Source organism: Streptomyces sp. NPDC032745, from assembly GCF_055579465.1.
Window position 1 is genome coordinate 760,025 of sequence record NZ_JBVING010000001.1, and the last position, 15,305, is coordinate 775,329.

Consider the following 15,305-nt stretch of genomic DNA (forward strand, 5'->3'; position numbering starts at 1 on the left):
GCGGGGCGGCTACGCGGTACCGGTCCAGACGTACGGCACCGTCGTGCCCAGGCGTGTGAAGCCCAGGCGTTCCAGGATCGGGCGGCTGTCGTCCGAGGCGTCCACCTGGAGGTAGCGGATGCCGCGCTCCGCTGCGATGCGGGCCCGGTGGGCGACCAGGAGGCGGTAGATGCCCCGGCCCCGCCACTCCGGGAGCGTGCCGCCGCCCCAGAGGCCCGCGAAGGAGGAGCCGGGGCGCATCTCCATGCGGGCCGCGCTGACCGGGGTGTCCCCGGCCATCGCCACCACCGCCGCGATGGTCTCCGGCTCCTCCTCCAGCAGGGTGAGCAGCAGGTGCCGGATCCTGGGGCGCTCCGTTCCGAAGGCCTTCGCGTGGACGTCCATCATCAGGTCGACGCCCGTCTCGTCCGTCACCACCCGCAGGGTGATCCCCTCCGGCGGCTCCACCGGCAGTGCGGCGAGCTCGTCCACCCGCCCCACCAGCAGGGTCTCGGCCGGCTCCGGGACGAAGCCCGCCGCGCGCAGCCGGTCGCCGAGATCCGCCGGCCGGTCGTGGTCGTACAGCTTCCACTCGAAGTCGCCGGCCCCGCGCCCCGCGAAGTACGCCAACTGCGCCGCGATCTCCGCATCCGCCGTCTCCTCGTCGAGGTCCGACCAGAGCACGCCGTTCCACCCCGGCCCGGGCGCGGTCTGCCGTACCACCGCCCCCGCCCGTTCCACCCTGGCCTCCGCGGCGTCCGGCAGTGCGTCGCGGCGCATCTCCCGGTCGTACTGGGCCCGTACCTTCAGCAGTTCGTCAGGATTCATCGCCATAGGCCCAGCTCACCAGCCGTCCGCCCGCCCGCACAACTGCATTAGCCTCACCCCGTGAACGACGACTCCATCTACACCGGCAAGGCCACCCCCGACGCCGCCACCGACCGCGGCTGGCTCCTCGGCCACTTCAAGGACCCCGCCGATCCGCGCCACAGCAAGGACGTGGAGATCAAGTGGGGAGTCCACCCGAAGGGCGACGAGCGGGCCCAGTGGGTACGGGGCGAGGAGCGCACCGCGCTGCAGGTGCTGATCAGCGGGCGCTTCCGGCTGGAGTTCCCCGGCCGGACCGTCGTCCTCGCCGAGCAGGGGGACTACGTCGTCTGGGGGCGCGGAGTCGACCACTCCTGGTACGCGGAGGAGGACGCGGTGGTCCTCACCGTCAGGTGGCCCTCCGTCCCGGGCTACCGGGCGGACGAGCCGGACGGCCCGTCGAGCGGATGACCTTGGTCCCGCACCGCTCCACGCCCCTGTGACGATGCACACGAAAGGGGCCAACGATCACGAAACGCTGGGATCGTGGCGGTGTATACCTTCTTGGCCGATTCCCGGGGCGATCCCCCGGGCCGTCGGCCTTCACGAGTTCCAGTGTCTTTGCGTCGGGCAGCTCCCGGTGAAGATCCGAACCACCAGGGAGCACGTCCGTTGGCAGCGATCGCACGGTGGTGCATCCGGCACCGGCTGACAGCCGTTCTCCTGTGGCTGCTGGCGCTCGGCGCCGCCGCCGCGGCAGCAGGGACCGCCGGATCGGCGTTCTCCAACGACTACGAGGTCCCGGGCACCGAGTCCAGCCGCGCCCATGCCCTCCTGCGGGCGGGCTTCCACGGCCACGGCGGTGACACCGACACCATCGTGTGGCGGGCCCCGGAGCATCAGAGCGTCCGTACTCCCGACGTCGAGCAGCGCATGACCAAGGCCCTCGCCGCCATCGCCGCGCTCCCCGGCGTCGGTTCGGTCGCCGGCCCCTACGGCCCCGGGCCCGAGAGCGCCGCGCAGATCAGCCCCGACGGGCGTACCGCCTATGCCGTGGTGACGTTCGACCGGCAGGCCGACTCCGTACCCAAGGCGCAGGCCGAGGCCGTCGTCGACGCCGCGAAGAACCCCGCCACCGAGGCGGACGGCCTCCAGGTCGAGCTCGGCGGCCGGGCGATCGCCCTGACCGAGGCGCCCACCGCACACGTCGCCGAGGTCATCGGCGTGGCCGTCGCGGCCCTCGTCCTCTTCCTCGCCTTCGGCTCGCTCGCCGCGAGCCTGCTGCCCATCGCGACCGCCCTGGTCAGCGTCGGCACCGCCTACTTCGGCATCACGCTCCTCGGGCACGCCATGCCCGTCGCCGACTTCGCCCCGATGCTCGGCACCCTCGTCGGGCTCGGCGTGGGCATCGACTATGCGCTGTTCATCGTGACCCGGCACCGCAAGGGCCTCATGCGCGGCCTGCCCGTCGAGGAGGCGGCCGAGCGGGCCGTAGCCACCACCGGCCGGGCCGTCGTGTTCGCCGGGGCCACCGTCTGCATCGCGCTGCTCGGCATGCTGGTGTTGAGGCTGAACTTCCTGAACGGCGTCGCGATAGCCGCCTCCCTCACGGTGGTGCTGACGGTCGCCGCCTCGGTCACGCTGCTGCCCGCCCTCCTCTCGTACATCGGCATGCGCGCCCTCTCGCGCCGCGAGCGCCGCAGGCTCGCGGCCGAGGGCCCGCGGCCCGAGACGCCCACCGGGTTCGCCGCCCGCTGGTCGGCCTTCGTGGAGCGGCACCCCAAACTGCTCGGCGCCGTCGCCGCGCTGGTCATGGCGGTGCTGGCGCTGCCCACCTTCTCCCTCCACCTGGGCACCTCCGACCAGGGCAACAACCCGGCCGGCTCCACCACCCGGCAGGCCTACGACCTCCTCGCCGACGGTTTCGGGCCCGGCACGAACGGCCCGCTCACCGTCGTCTCCCGCCTCGACGGCGCCGGGGACCGGATAGCCGTCGATCACCTGGCCGAGGCGCTCCGGACGACCGAAGGCGTCGCCGGAGTCGGCCCGGCCGTCTTCAACCGGAGCGGGGACACCGCCGTCCTGACCGTCATACCGGACTCCGCCCCGCAGTCCCGGGCCACGAGCGAGCTGGTCACGACGCTGCGCGAGGACGTCATCCCGGGCGCCGGACACGGCAACACCATGGACGTCCACGTCGGCGGTGTGACCGCGGGCTACGACGACTTCGCCGACGTCATCGTCGGGAAACTGCCGCTGTTCGTCGGGGTGGTGATCGCCCTGGGCTGCGTCCTGCTGCTGCTGGCCTTCCGCTCCCTCGGCATTCCGCTCAAGGCCGCCGCCATGAACGTCGCGGCCGTCGCCTCCTCCTTCGGCGTCGTCGTCGCGATCTTCCAGTGGGGCTGGGGGAGTGAGCTGCTGGGCCTGGGCAGCGCCGGCCCGATCGAGCCCTTCCTGCCGGTGATCATGGTGTCGGTCCTCTTCGGACTGTCCATGGACTACCAGGTGTTCCTGGTCAGCCGGATGTACGAGGAGTGGCTGGAGACGGGCGACAACCGGCGGGCCGTCCGCATCGGCCTCGCCGAGACCAGCCGGGTGATCAACTCCGCGGCGGTCATCATGATCTCCGTCTTCCTGGCCTTCGTGCTCAGCGGCGACCGGATCATCGCGATGTTCGGCATCGCGCTCGCCGCGGCCGTCGCACTCGACGCCTTCGTGCTGCGCACCCTCCTCGTCCCGGCGCTGATGCACATGCTCGGCGGCGCCAACTGGTGGCTGCCCGCCTGGCTGGACCGCCGGCTGCCCAAGATCAGCATCGAGCCCCCCGAGTGCCGTTCGCATGCGACACTTCCCGCGCAGCGACCCGGTGCCGGCTCGGCCACGAGCGAGGACGGCGCCGAGCCCGCCACCGCATCCCGGTGATCCGGCAACCCGCCGTATGAGACCCAAGGAAGAAGCCGCATGTTCTCGATAGACCTCGCCGACGACGCCCAGCTGTTTCCGCTGGAGGTCTGGCACGCCGAGGAGTTCCTGGCGCACATGGACCGCGGCCGGGAGTTCATCGGCGAGCACATCGTCCTGGCCGACTACGTCACCGACCTCGACTCGGCGCGCGGCTTCCTCTCCACGTACGCGCAGAAGACGGCCGCCGACGGCGGGCGGATCTACGGCATCCGGGTCGGCGGCACCCTCGTCGGCGGGGTCCTCTTCCGCACCTTCGACGCCGAGTCGGGCAACTGCGAGGTCGGCTGCTGGCTGGAGCCGACGGCGGCCGGCCGGGGTCTGGTGACCAAGGCCTGCCGCGTCCTGATCGACTGGGCCTTCCACGAGCGCGGCATGCACCGCGCCGAGTGGCACGCCTCCTCGGACAACAAGAAGAGCCTCGCCGTCGCGGAGCGCCTCGGGATGACCCGCGAGGGCGTCCTGCGCGAGGCCTACCCGTACCGCGGCGTCCGCCAGAACACCGAGATCTGGGCCGTCCTCGCCCACGAGTGGCCGCCGGCTCCCACAGCCTGACACCCCCCGCCGCGGCCCCGGTCCGGGGCCCGCGGCCGGCCCGGCCCGACCGCATCGGCGCATTCTCAGAAACCTCTCAGACAAGCCGCCTACGGTGCCCCGCATGGACACCACGAAGACCGCCGACCCGACCGCTCCCGAGGCGGACACCGCCGAGCCCCAGGCCGCCGAGGCCGCCGAGGCCAAGGCCGACCTCAAGGACGCCCCCGCCGCGGAGACCGCCGGGGCCACCGAGCCCGCCTTCTCCGACGAGGAGCTCGAGGACGCGCTCCACGACGAGCTCGACGACACCGAGAAGGTGTCCGAGGGCGTCGGCGCCGCGGCCTCCGCCGTCGTCGCGGCCGGGCTCGGGCTCGTCGCCCTGAGCGGCAGCTGGGTCTCGCGCGTCATAGCCGAGCGCCAGACCCTCGTGGGCCAGATCGAGTCGGTCAACGCCGCCACCACCGAGGCGAAGATCCAGGCCCTGTACGGCGACGCCTGGCACATGACCGCCCTCGTCAACGGTGTCCTGTCCACCCTCGCCCTCCTCCTCGCCGTCTTCGTGCTGGCCCGCCCCGCCTTCGGCGCCCCCGGCCGCACCCTCCCGACCTGGGTCCGCGCCGTCTCCTGGGCCGCCGTCGCGCTCGGCGCCCTGGGCGTACTGCTCTTCGGCCTCATGTACTTCGACATCCTGGCTCCCCTCCCGAAGGCCGCCTAGGACCTCCGTTTCGCCCGCCTAGGACCCCCTCCTAGGCACTCCCGGTCCGCCCCGGGGTCCTTCGGCCGCGGCCTAAGGACCCCCGCCCCGCACAGATGCGGCATGCGCCCGATGTGCCGGCACCCCCTGGGACGCGAATCTTGGATCACACCGAACGAGGTGCCGAGAAACGCAGACCAGGGAGTACGAGATGTTCGAGTACGAGATCGCCACCGCCCGCCGCGCCGACCTCATCCGCGAGGCGGACGCGTACCGCCGCGTCCAGGAGGCCAAGAAGGCGCGCCGCGCCTCCTCTCGCAGCCAGGAACCCGAAGGGCCGGTGAGCGGGCAGCGCAGCCGCTTCACCCGCGCCGCGTAGCCCGCGCCGCGAAAAGCGTGGACCGGCACGTGATGAGAAGCGCACCGATAACGAGTGCCGTCGGCCCGGGATCCTGTGCGATGCTCGGCGACGTGGAGACCAGATCTGTCAGCCCGGTGTTCGTCGGCCGAGCCGACGAACTGGCCGTACTCACCGACGCATTGGCGCGCGCCGCGGGCCAGGAGCCGCAGGCGATGCTCATCGGGGGCGAGGCCGGGGTCGGAAAGACCCGCCTCACCGAGGAGTTCCTCTGCGAAGCGGCCCGCCGCGGTGCGGTCGTGGCCGTCGGAGGCTGTGTGGAGATCGGGGCGGAGGGACTTCCCTTCGCCCCGTTCTCGACGGCTCTGCGCACCCTGCACCGCCAGCTCCCGGGGGAGTTGGCGGCCGCGGCCGCCGGCCAGGAGGACGAACTCGCCCGGATCCTTCCCGAACTCGGCGACACCCCCCGCGGCCCGCACGACGAGGAGAGCACCGCCCGGCTCTTCGAACTGACGGCCCGGATGCTGGAGCGGCTCGCCGCCGACCGCACCGTCGTCCTGGTCCTGGAAGACCTGCACTGGGCGGACACCTCCACCCGGCACCTGCTCTCCTACCTCTTCCGCACCCTCGCCAGTGGCCGGCTCGTCGTCGTCGCCACCTACCGGGCCGACGACGTCCACCGCCGCCACCCGCTGCGGCCGCTGCTCGCCGAACTGGACCGGCTCCGCACCGTCCAGCGCATCGAACTGCCCCGCTTCAACCGGGCCGAGGTGCGCCGCCAGCTCGCCGGCATCCTCGCCGCGCAGCCCGACGAAGCCTTCGTGGACTCCGTCTTCGACCGCTCCGACGGCAACGCCTTCTTCGTCGAGGAACTCGCCGCCTGCCAGGAGAGCGGCTGCCGCGCAGGACTGACCGAGTCCCTGCGCGACCTGCTGCTCGTCCGCGTCGAGGTGTTGCCGGACGCCGCCCAGCGGGTGGTGCGCATCGTCGCCGAGGGCGGCTCCACCGTGGAGTACCCGCTCCTGCGCGCCGTCGCCGGGCTGACGGAGGACGAGCTGATCGAGGCCCTGCGCGCCGCCGTCGGCGCCAACATCCTCCTCGCCACCACCGACGGGGACGGCTACCGCTTCCGCCACTCGCTGGTCCGCGAGGCCGTCAGCGACGACCTGCTGCCCGGCGAGCGCGCCCGCGTCAACCGCCGCTACGCCGAGGCCATGGAGGCCGACGGCTCGCTGATCCGCGCCGAGGAGCGGGTCATCCGGCTGGCCAGCTACTGGTACCACGCCAACGACGCCGCCAAGGCGCTGCCCGCCGTCCTCGCCGCCTCGGTCGCCGCCCGCCGCCGGCACGCCTACTCCGAACAGCTGCGGCTGCTGGAGCGGGCGTTGGACCTGTGGGAGAGCGCGCCGGAGGAGGTCCGCGAGGCGCTGCGCCCGGTGGACTACACCGATGTGTACCCTCCGTGCGGCTGCGACCCGGCCACCACCCCGCTGCAGCGGCTCGACCTGCTGGCCGAGGCGACCGTCGCCGCCCGCTTCGGAGGCGAACGCGAACGCGCCCTGAAGATCACCAAGACGGCGCTGCGGCTGCTGGAGGAGGACCAGGACCCGCTGCGGGCCGCCTGGTTCTGGACCGAGCGCTCCCGGCTCGTCGCCAGCCTCGGCCGCGGCGACGGCTGGGAGGAGCTCGCCAGGGCCCAGGAGCTCGTCAAGGGGCTGCCCCCGTCCCAGGTGCACGCCGAGGTCCTGGTCCGGGCCGCGGGCTGGGGCATGCTCCACAACCCCGGCCCCGGCAACCTCGACGCCGCGGAACGCGCCGTCGACTACGCCCGCATGGTCGGGGCCGAGGAGATCGAGCTCAACGCCCGGATCACGGTGGGCTGCCTGCTCACCGACTCCGGCGACGCCGAGCGCGGCCTCGCCGAGATGCACGCGGTCCGGGAGCGGGCCACGGAGCTGGGGTTCGTCATGCTGGCGGGACGTGCACATATCAACCTCACCTCTCAGCTGGAAAGTACGGGCCGGTCCCGCGAAGCCGTGGAACTGGCCGAACAAGGGGTCGAACTCGTCAAGAAGTCCCGGCTGCTGGACACCGAGGCCTGGCTCAGCGGGAACATGGCGGAGAGCCTGTACAACCTCGGCCGCTGGGACGAGGCAGCCGAAGCCGCCCGGCGCGCCCTGAGCGTCGGCCAGAGCGCGGCCCCGCGTGGCTCCGCCTCCGCACGGCTGTCCTACCTGGCCCTGGCGCGCGGCGAAATGACCGAGGCGACCGGCCGGCTCGCCGCCGCCCACACCCACTTCGGCACCCACGACAGCCAGCCCCAGCACCGCATACCGCTCTACCGCCTCGCGGTCGGCGTGGCCGCGGGGGAGGGGCGGATAGCCGACGTCCGCGCGGAGATCGCGGATGCGGTCGCCCACGGCTTCCCGCTCGGCCACCACCGCTACGCCTGGCCGCTGCTGCTCGCCGCCGGCTCCGCCGAGGCGGACGCCCGGGGACTCCCCGTCGCCGACGCCGGCCGCGAAGCCGCCCTGGACGTACTCCGCGGCGCCGCCCGCGCGCTGGCCACCCCGGTGCCCGTGTGGGCCGCCCACGCCGAGTTCTTCCGCGCCGAGCTGCTGCGGGCCGAGGACCGGGACACCGCCGCCGACTGGGCCGCCGTCGAGCAGGCCGTCCGCCCGCTGGAGCGCCCGTACCTGCTGGCCCGCGCCCGCCACCGGCTCGCCGAGGCCCTGCTGGTCTCCGGCGGCTGCCGCGAAACCGCCGCCGTCCTGCTCCGCGAGGCCTACGCCACCGCGGACCGGCTCGGCTCCCGCAGGCTCCGCGAGGACCTGGCCCTGCTCGCCCAGCGCGCCCGGCTCCCGCTCACCGAGGCCGACACACCCGCGGCCCTGCCCGCTCCGGATACCGACCCCGTCGAGGCCCTGGGCCTGACCAGCCGCGAGCGGGACGTACTGCGCCTGGTCGCGGCGGGCAACAGCAACCGCCAGATCGCCGAGGAGCTCTTCATCTCCCCGAAGACGGCCAGCGTGCACGTCTCGAACATCCTGGCCAAGCTGGGCGTCGCCGGCCGTGGCGAAGCGGCCGCCCTCGCCCACCGGCTGCGGCTGTTCGCGCCCCTCACTCCTGCGGGGGCTGCTCAGCCGGGCGTATGAGCACCTTGCCGGAGTCGAGGTCTATCGGACCGCGTCCCGGATCGCCGTCGTTCACGTCGGTCCGGGACAGCTCCAGCCGCTTCTTCTCCTCATCCGTGTGCTTGCGCCCCGGGCTGAACAGCTCCTCGATCATGTTGAACACCGCGCCCACCGTGCCTTTCGCCCCCACCGGGGACCCGTCGGTTACCGCACCGTCAGTGTCAGGATCCTGTCGTCGCCCGCCTCCGGCGATCCGCGGCCGTCCGTCTCGCTCGTGACCAGCAGCAATCTGTCACCGCCGAGGGCGATCACCGTGCGCAGCCGGCCGTACTTCCCCGTCAGGAAGGCCTCCGGCTCGGCCACCGGAGCGGCCCCGGCCAGCGGGATCCGCCACAGCCGCTCGCCCTTCAGCCCGGCCATCCACACCGAGCCCTGCGCCCAGGCGATCCCGCTCGGCGAGGCCTCGTCGGTCTTCCAGACGGCCACCGGATCACGCAGACCGGGCTTGCCCGCCTTCCCCTCGGCCTCCGGCCAGCCGTAGTTCGCGCCGGGCTCGATCAGGTTCAGCTCGTCCCAGGTGTTCTGGCCGAACTCGGCGGCCCACAGCCGTTTGTCCTTGTCCCAGGCCAGGCCCTGCACATTGCGGTGCCCGTAGGAATAGACGACGGAGTCGGCCTCCGGGTTCCCGTGCACCGGCTGCCCGTCCGGGGTCATCCGCAGGATCTTGCCGCCCAGCGACTTCTTGTCCTGCGCGAGCCCGGTGTCGCCGGTCTCGCCCGTCCCCGCGTAGAGCATCTTGTCCGGGCCGAAGGCGATCCGGCCGCCGTTGTGGACCAGGCCCTTGGGGATGCCCCGGAACACCGTGTCCGGCGCGCCCAGTTGCTGGCCTGCGTCCCTCTGCTCGTCGTACCGCATCCGGGCGATGCGGTTGTCGGACTCCGTCGTGAAGTACGCGTACACCATGCGGTCCGAGGCGTACGAGGGCGACAGCGCGAGTCCCAGCAGCCCGCCCTCCCCGCCCGGGGCCACCCCGGGCACCTTGCCGATCGGCGTCACCTTGCCCGTGGCCGCTGCGACCCTGCTGATCGTCCCCTTGTCCCGCGAGGCGACCAGCAGGTCCCCGTCGGGCAGCGGGGCCACCCCCCACGGAGACTCCAGGTCCTTGGCGATCTCGCCCGCCACCGACACGGAGCCCTTGGCCGGCGGCGGGGCGGCCTCCGAGGAGCCGGACGCGGACCCTGCCGGGCCGGTCGCCGAGGGCGTGGGTGCCGCGCGGGGTGGTGAGGTGCCCGCCTTGCTGCCGGGGGCGCCCGCCGGGGCGCAGCCCGCCGCCAGCAGAGCCCCGCATCCGGCCAGGGCGAATGCCGCCAGCACTCCACGGGTCCGGGGCCGCGGGCCCTCGTACAGCTTGTGCGCCTGTCCGTATCGCATCGTCCTGCTCCCCTCCGGTCCTGCGATCGTGCCCTTCACCTGTCTCAACAGCTGCGGCAGTTCCCGAAGTTCCACCACTCGTACACCCGATCGAGTGGTTGTGCCGGCGGCGGGGGGAGCCCGGACCGGCCACGGCCACGGCCCCGGCCCCGGGCCCTCGCTCAGTCCCAGGCTCCCACCGCCGCCGGCAGCGCCGCGATCTCGGCCAGGTCCCCGGCCGCCAGCCGGACCTCCGCCGCCCCCGCGTTCTCCGCCGCCCAGTGCGCCCGGTCGGCCCCCGGCACCGGCACCACCTGCGGCCCCTGCGCCAGCACCCACGCCAGCGCCACCTGCGCCGCCGTCACCTGCGGCCCGTGCCGCCGGGCCACCCGCCGCAGCCCCGCCACCAGCACCTGGTTCGCCGCCATCGACTCCGCCGTGAACCGAGGATGCCGCGCCCGTACGTCCTCCCACTCGAAGCCCTCGCCGGGCCTGAGCGTCCCGGTCAGGAACCCGCTGCCCAGCGGCATCGCCGCCAGGAACCCCACCCCGCGCGCCGCACACCACGGCAGCAGCTGCCGCGCTGCCTCGGGGGACCACACCGACAGCTCCGCCTGCACCGCGCTCACCGGGAACACCTGCTGGACCCGCTCCAGGTGCCCCAAGGTCACCCGGTACGCCCGGTCCCCGCGCCGCCCCGCCCCCGGCCCGGCACCCGCGCCCAGCGCGCAGAACCCGAGCGCCCGCACCTTCCCGGCACCCACCAGCTCCGCCATCGCCCCCCAGGTCTCCTCCACCGGGACGTCCGGATCGACCCGGTGCAGCTGGTAGAGGTCTATGACGTCCGTCCGCAGCCGCCGCAGCGAGGCGTCGCAGGCCCGCCGCACGTAACCGGGCCGGCCGTCCGCCACCACGTGCTGCTCGCCCGCCCGCAGCCCCACCTTGGCGGACACGAACGCCTCCGGCCGCCGCTCCCGCAGCACCCGCCCCAGCAGCAGCTCATTGGTGAACGGCCCGTACAGGTCGGCGGTGTCCAGCAGGTTCGCCCCCAGGTCCAGCGCGGTGTGCACCGTGGCCAGCGACTCCTCGCCGCGGCGCCGCGAGGGCGCGTACGCCCAGCTCATCGGCATGCACCCGAGCCCGACGGCGCCCACCGTCAGCGCCCCCGCCCCGATCGACCTGCGCTCCACCCGTGCGTCCCCCTCCCGGTCCGGCAAACAAACTAACGGCTTGATCAGGATCCCTTGGCCTTGGCATAGCCTCGTGATCATGACTGCAAAGACAGCGGACGTCTGGCTCCCGTTCCCCGCCGAGGAGATCGAGGGCCTCCCCGACACCTTCCGCTACCGCCACTGGGACGGTGAGGACACCTTCCCGGCCGATCCGGCCGCCTGCGTCTTCTACGTCACCCCGTACATGAAGTCCGCCGAGGTCACCCTGCGCCCGCTGGCCGTCATGCCGGACCTCGAGGTCGTACAGACGCTGACCGCGGGCATCGACCACGTCCTGGGCGGCCTCGACCTCCTGCACCCCGGCGTACGGCTGTGCAACGCGCGCGGCGTCCACGAGGCGAGCACCGCCGAGCTGGCGCTCACCCTCACCCTCGCCTCGCTGCGCGGCATCCCCGGCATGGTGCGCGGCCAGGACCGCGAGGAGTGGCGCGGCGGCTTCTACGAAGCCCTCGCCGACAAATCCGTACTGATCGTCGGGTACGGATCGATCGGCGCGGCCATCGAGGACCGGCTCGCGCCCTTCGAGTGCGCGCGGGTCACACGCGTCGCACGCTCGGCGCGCACCACCACGCGCGGGCCGGTGCACGCGCACGCCGAGCTGCCCCGGCTCCTCCCGCAGGCCGACGTGGTGATCCTCTCCACGCCGCTGACCGACGCGACGCGGGGCCTGGCCGACGCCGCCTTCCTGGCCGGCATGAAGGACGGCGCGCTGCTGGTGAACGTGGCGCGCGGCCCCGTCGTCGAAACCACCGCGCTGCTGGCGGAACTGGAGTCGGGCAGGCTGCGCGCGGCACTCGACGTCACCGACCCGGAACCGCTGCCCGTCGGCCATCCGCTCTGGCATGCTCCGAATGTCCTGATCACGCCTCACGTCGGCGGCAGCAGTACGGCGTTCGAGCCACGGGCCAAGCGCCTGGTCGCCCGACAGCTGCACCGGTTCGCCGCCGGGGAGCCCGTCGAGAACACGGTACTGATCACCGGGTGACGCGCTGTGCGCACGCTCCGCATCCGCCCGAACGCGCACAGTGGCCACAACTCCCCGCGTGGTAACGGAGAGTAGACCATCTATGTCCCTGAGTGACGAAAGTGGTGTATCGTCCGGAACAAGGGGCTGCAGCGCATTCGTCTGGCGCTGGGGAGTGATCGGACACTTTGGGGGGCGACGGGCGATGTACGGCCAATGGACGAACGATCCGATGCGGCACAGCCGCCGGAGGCGGCGCTGCCGGGACTGGACTGCGCCGGAACCAGCCAGCGAGGGGGACCGGTGAGTGCCCCGGGGGCGGCGCTGCTGACCAGGCAGCCCGTCCCGGGCGGCGGTGGCAGGAGCCTGGCGATGCAGCTGCTCCTCGCCGTGATCAGCGGTGGTTACGCCGTCGGCGCCGCCCTCGGCTGGGGCTCCGAGGAACTCGCCGAGATCATGGGCGACTTCGGGCTCAGCGCCGCCGCCCTGCTCGCCGCCGTCTCCTGCTACACCTACGCACGGGCGATCGACAGCCGCGAGCGTCCGGCCTGGCTGCTCTTCGCCTTCTCCTCCCTCATGGGAGCCTGCGGCAACGCCGTCTGGGGCTGGTACGAGGTGATCCTCGGCGAGGCCGTCCCGAAGCCCTCGGTCGCCGACTTCGCGTTCCTCTGCTTCGCGCCGCCCGCCATCGTGGGCCTGCTCGTCCTCGCCAAACGCCCGGTCACCCGCGCCGGCTGGGTCTGCCTCGGGCTCGACTCCTGGCTCATCGGCGGGTCCCTGCTCACCCTGTCCTGGAGCCTGGCCCTTGCGCACGCGGCGCGCACCGCCCAGTCCGGGGCCCCCGGCAGCGTCCCGCGCGCCGCGCTCTCCCTCGCCTACCCGCTGCTGGACATCGCGCTCGTCTCCATGGTGCTGGTCCTGCACTTCCGGCGCTCCGAGGCGAACCGCTCGGCCGTCAACACCGCCATCGCGGCCCTGGCCCTGACCGTGCTCAGCGACGCCCTCTTCACCTCGCCGCTGCTGAGCGCCGAATACCAGTCCGGGCAGCTGCTCGACGCTGGCTGGTTCGCCGGCTCGCTGCTGCTCGCGTACGCACCCTGGGGCGCCCGGCGCATGCACCCGGACCCGGGGACGCCGGGGCTGCCGCGCGCCGAGCGCCCCGTCAGCCGCCCGATCACCGGCTCGCTGCCCGCCCTCACGCCGTACCTCGCGGCGGCCGTCTGCACCCTGGGCATCCTGTACAACGTGGTGGACGGCCGGAAGGTCGACCGGGTGGTCGTCTTCACCGGCTGCACGGTCGTGCTCGCCCTCGTCATCCGGCAGGGCATCATGCTCATCGACAACATCGCTCTGACGCAGGAACTGGCCCAGAAGGAGAACCACTTCCGCTCCCTGGTCCAGGGCTCCAGCGACGTGATCATGATCGCCGCACCCACGGGGACCCTGCGCTACGTCAGCCCCGCGGCGGCCGGGGTCTACGGGCGCGAGGCCGAGGAGCTCGTCGGCACCGAGCTCGCCACCCTGATCCACCCGCACGACCTGGGCCGGGTGGTCCACGAGGTACGCCGCTTCCTCGCGGCACCGCCTGCAGAGGAGCCGACCACCCGCATCGAATGCCGCTTCAAGTCGGGCGGCGGCGACTGGCTCAACGTGGAGTCCACCGTCAACCGCCACCAGGGCGGCCTCATCCTCAACAGCCGGGACGTCACCGAGCGGGTCCGCCTCCAGGCGCAGCTCCAGCACAGCGCCGAGCACGATCCGCTGACCGACCTGCCCAACCGGGCCCTGTTCACCCGCCGGGTCCGCCAGGCGCTGACCGGCCGGCGTGCGGGGGACCACAGCACCGCCGTGCTCTTCATCGACCTCGACGGGTTCAAGGCGGTCAACGACACCATCGGCCACCAGGCCGGCGACGAGCTGCTCATCGAGGCCGCGCACCGCCTCCAGGACTCGGTGCGCGCCGGGGACACCGCGGCCCGCCTCGGCGGCGACGAGTTCGCGGCGCTGATCCTGGGCGACGGCAACCGCGACCGCAGCGCCCGCGAGTACCAGGTGCACGAGATCGCGGACCGGCTGCGCACCACCCTGTCCCAGCCGTACCGGATCGCCGGCAGCGAGGTCCGGGTCGCCGCCAGCATCGGCGTGGCCTTCGCCGACCCCGGCATCACCCCTTCGGACCTGATGCGCAACGCGGATCTGGCGATGTACCGCGCCAAGGCGGGAGGCAAGGACCGGGTCGAGCTGTACGCGCCGCAGATGCAGGCCGAGGTCGTGCGGAAGGCGGAGCTCGCGGGGCGGCTGCGCACCGCGCTGCACGACGGGGAGTTCGCCCTGCTGCACCAGCCCGTGGTCTCGCTGGCGACCGGCGAGGTCACGGTCGTGGCGGCGCAGGCCCGCTGGCGCTCGGCCCAGGGGATCCTGTTCACCCCGGCGGAATTCCTCCGGGTGGCCGAGTACAGCGAGGGCGCGGCGGCAGGCCAGGGCGGACGCGGCGGGCTCCCCGGGGGCGCGCCCACCCGGGCCGCCGAGCTGGGGCGCTGGCTGCTGGAGGAGGCCGTGGGGCAGGCCGCCGAGCGGCACCGGATCGGGCACGACGTACCGGTGGCCGTCCGGATGAGCGCGCAGCGGCTGCTGGACCTGGGGCCGGCGGCAGCAGGGGGAGCCGTGCCGCTCGGCTCCGTGGAGGCCCTGCTGAACCGCCACGGGCTGCCGTCCGGGGCCCTGGTGATCGAACTGGCCGACAGCGACCCCAGAGTCCCCTTCGACGAGCTGGAGCGGCGCCTGGCGGCCCTGCGCCGGCTCGGGGTCCTGATCGCCCTGGACGGCTTCGGCAGCGGCTACGCGGCCATCAGCGCCCTGCGCCGGCTTCCCGTGGACATCCTGAAGCTGGACAGAGGCCTGGTCGAGGGCGTGGTCGAGTCCGCCCGACTCCACAAGATCACCGCTGGTTTGTTGCGCATTGCAAATGATTTGGGCATGCAGTCGGTGGCCGACGGGGTGGACCTCCCCGAGCAGGTCATGGCGCTGCGCGCAATGGGCTGCACACACGGCCAGGGAGCGGCCTTTTCCGGCCCGCTCGACGAGTACAGGCTGCGCCGCGCGCTTGTGCGCGGTACGTTCCCAGTACCGGGCGGGGCGGCCCAGCCCGCCTTGGCCGGTGGTTCGTCCGGGGGCTCGATGGCCATCCGCAGAGGCTCACATAATGAGACGCCCGTCCCACCCGCTTGAC

The 15,305-nt window shown here is 73.2% G+C and carries 12 protein-coding genes; 8 read left to right on the forward strand and 4 right to left on the reverse strand.

Translation table 11 applies throughout. The annotated features are described in order from the left end of the window. Positions 1–9: 9 nt before the first annotated feature. Positions 10–807 carry a GNAT family N-acetyltransferase gene (locus tag ACZ5WG_RS03360; protein ID WP_468720524.1) on the reverse strand — a complete coding sequence of 266 codons (798 nt, stop codon included), beginning with the start codon at positions 805–807 and terminating at the stop codon, positions 10–12. Between the two features lie 60 nt (positions 808–867). Between ACZ5WG_RS03360 and ACZ5WG_RS03365 the strand changes: the two genes are divergently transcribed. From ACZ5WG_RS03365 to ACZ5WG_RS03390, 6 genes are all read left to right on the forward strand, one after another. Further along, the gene (locus ACZ5WG_RS03365; RefSeq protein ID WP_030295063.1) at positions 868–1,257 is read left to right on the forward strand and encodes a cupin domain-containing protein; all 390 of its coding nucleotides are present in this window, start codon (positions 868–870) and stop codon (positions 1,255–1,257) included. Between the two features lie 201 nt (positions 1,258–1,458). Beyond that, positions 1,459–3,708: an MMPL family transporter gene (locus tag ACZ5WG_RS03370; protein WP_468720249.1), complete on the forward strand. Its 2,250-nt coding sequence runs from the start codon at positions 1,459–1,461 to the stop codon at positions 3,706–3,708. Positions 3,709–3,747: 39 nt separating this feature from the next. Beyond that, positions 3,748–4,302 (forward strand): GNAT family N-acetyltransferase, encoded by a 555-nt coding sequence (locus ACZ5WG_RS03375; protein ID WP_468720250.1) that lies wholly within the window; start codon positions 3,748–3,750, stop codon positions 4,300–4,302. A 103-nt stretch (positions 4,303–4,405) separates the two neighbouring features. Further along, entirely contained in the window at positions 4,406–4,999 is a 594-nt protein-coding gene (locus tag ACZ5WG_RS03380; RefSeq protein ID WP_468720252.1) for a hypothetical protein, read from the forward strand. Positions 5,000–5,189: 190 nt separating this feature from the next. Continuing rightward, positions 5,190–5,357, forward strand: coding sequence for a hypothetical protein (locus tag ACZ5WG_RS03385; protein WP_168724336.1), 168 nt, complete (start codon positions 5,190–5,192; stop codon positions 5,355–5,357). 80 nt (positions 5,358–5,437) lie between these two features. Then, the gene (locus tag ACZ5WG_RS03390) at positions 5,438–8,491 is read left to right on the forward strand and encodes a helix-turn-helix transcriptional regulator (protein ID WP_468720253.1); all 3,054 of its coding nucleotides are present in this window, start codon (positions 5,438–5,440) and stop codon (positions 8,489–8,491) included. Here the strand turns inward: ACZ5WG_RS03390 and ACZ5WG_RS03395 are convergent. The 3 genes from ACZ5WG_RS03395 to ACZ5WG_RS03405 all read right to left on the reverse strand — a co-directional run bounded on the left by ACZ5WG_RS03395 (position 8,457) and on the right by ACZ5WG_RS03405 (position 11,070). Continuing rightward, the gene (locus tag ACZ5WG_RS03395) at positions 8,457–8,624 is read right to left on the reverse strand and encodes a DUF6191 domain-containing protein (RefSeq protein ID WP_468720525.1); all 168 of its coding nucleotides are present in this window, start codon (positions 8,622–8,624) and stop codon (positions 8,457–8,459) included. The two genes, ACZ5WG_RS03390 and ACZ5WG_RS03395, sit on opposite strands and share 35 nt — an antisense overlap. A 50-nt stretch (positions 8,625–8,674) precedes the next feature. Beyond that, the gene (locus ACZ5WG_RS03400) at positions 8,675–9,901 is read right to left on the reverse strand and encodes a PQQ-dependent sugar dehydrogenase (protein ID WP_468720254.1); all 1,227 of its coding nucleotides are present in this window, start codon (positions 9,899–9,901) and stop codon (positions 8,675–8,677) included. 161 nt (positions 9,902–10,062) lie between these two features. Next, complete coding sequence (locus ACZ5WG_RS03405) at positions 10,063–11,070, reverse strand: aldo/keto reductase (protein WP_468720255.1); 1,008 nt, start codon at positions 11,068–11,070, stop codon at positions 10,063–10,065. Positions 11,071–11,149: 79 nt separating this feature from the next. Here ACZ5WG_RS03405 and ACZ5WG_RS03410 point away from each other — a divergent pair, with 79 nt between their 5' ends. Continuing rightward, positions 11,150–12,097 (forward strand): 2-hydroxyacid dehydrogenase, encoded by a 948-nt coding sequence (locus ACZ5WG_RS03410; protein ID WP_468720257.1) that lies wholly within the window; start codon positions 11,150–11,152, stop codon positions 12,095–12,097. A gap of 351 nt (positions 12,098–12,448) precedes the next feature. Next, positions 12,449–15,304 (forward strand): putative bifunctional diguanylate cyclase/phosphodiesterase, encoded by a 2,856-nt coding sequence (locus ACZ5WG_RS03415; RefSeq protein ID WP_468720527.1) that lies wholly within the window; start codon positions 12,449–12,451, stop codon positions 15,302–15,304. Position 15,305 lies beyond the last annotated feature (1 nt).

Excerpts from the sequence above, each read along its gene's own strand:
- ACZ5WG_RS03360 (WP_468720524.1), bottom strand. The coding sequence starts at position 807 with ATGAATCCTGACGAACTGCTGAAGGTACGGGCCCAGTACGACCGGGAG.
- ACZ5WG_RS03375 (WP_468720250.1), top strand. The coding sequence starts at position 3,748 with ATGTTCTCGATAGACCTCGCCGACGACGCCCAGCTGTTTCCGCTGGAG.
- ACZ5WG_RS03380 (WP_468720252.1), top strand. The coding sequence starts at position 4,406 with ATGGACACCACGAAGACCGCCGACCCGACCGCTCCCGAGGCGGACACC.
- ACZ5WG_RS03385 (WP_168724336.1), top strand. The coding sequence starts at position 5,190 with ATGTTCGAGTACGAGATCGCCACCGCCCGCCGCGCCGACCTCATCCGC.
- ACZ5WG_RS03390 (WP_468720253.1), top strand. The coding sequence starts at position 5,438 with ATGCTCGGCGACGTGGAGACCAGATCTGTCAGCCCGGTGTTCGTCGGC.
- ACZ5WG_RS03395 (WP_468720525.1), bottom strand. The coding sequence starts at position 8,624 with ATGATCGAGGAGCTGTTCAGCCCGGGGCGCAAGCACACGGATGAGGAG.
- ACZ5WG_RS03400 (WP_468720254.1), bottom strand. The coding sequence starts at position 9,901 with ATGCGATACGGACAGGCGCACAAGCTGTACGAGGGCCCGCGGCCCCGG.
- ACZ5WG_RS03410 (WP_468720257.1), top strand. The coding sequence starts at position 11,150 with ATGACTGCAAAGACAGCGGACGTCTGGCTCCCGTTCCCCGCCGAGGAG.
- ACZ5WG_RS03415 (WP_468720527.1), top strand. The coding sequence starts at position 12,449 with ATGCAGCTGCTCCTCGCCGTGATCAGCGGTGGTTACGCCGTCGGCGCC.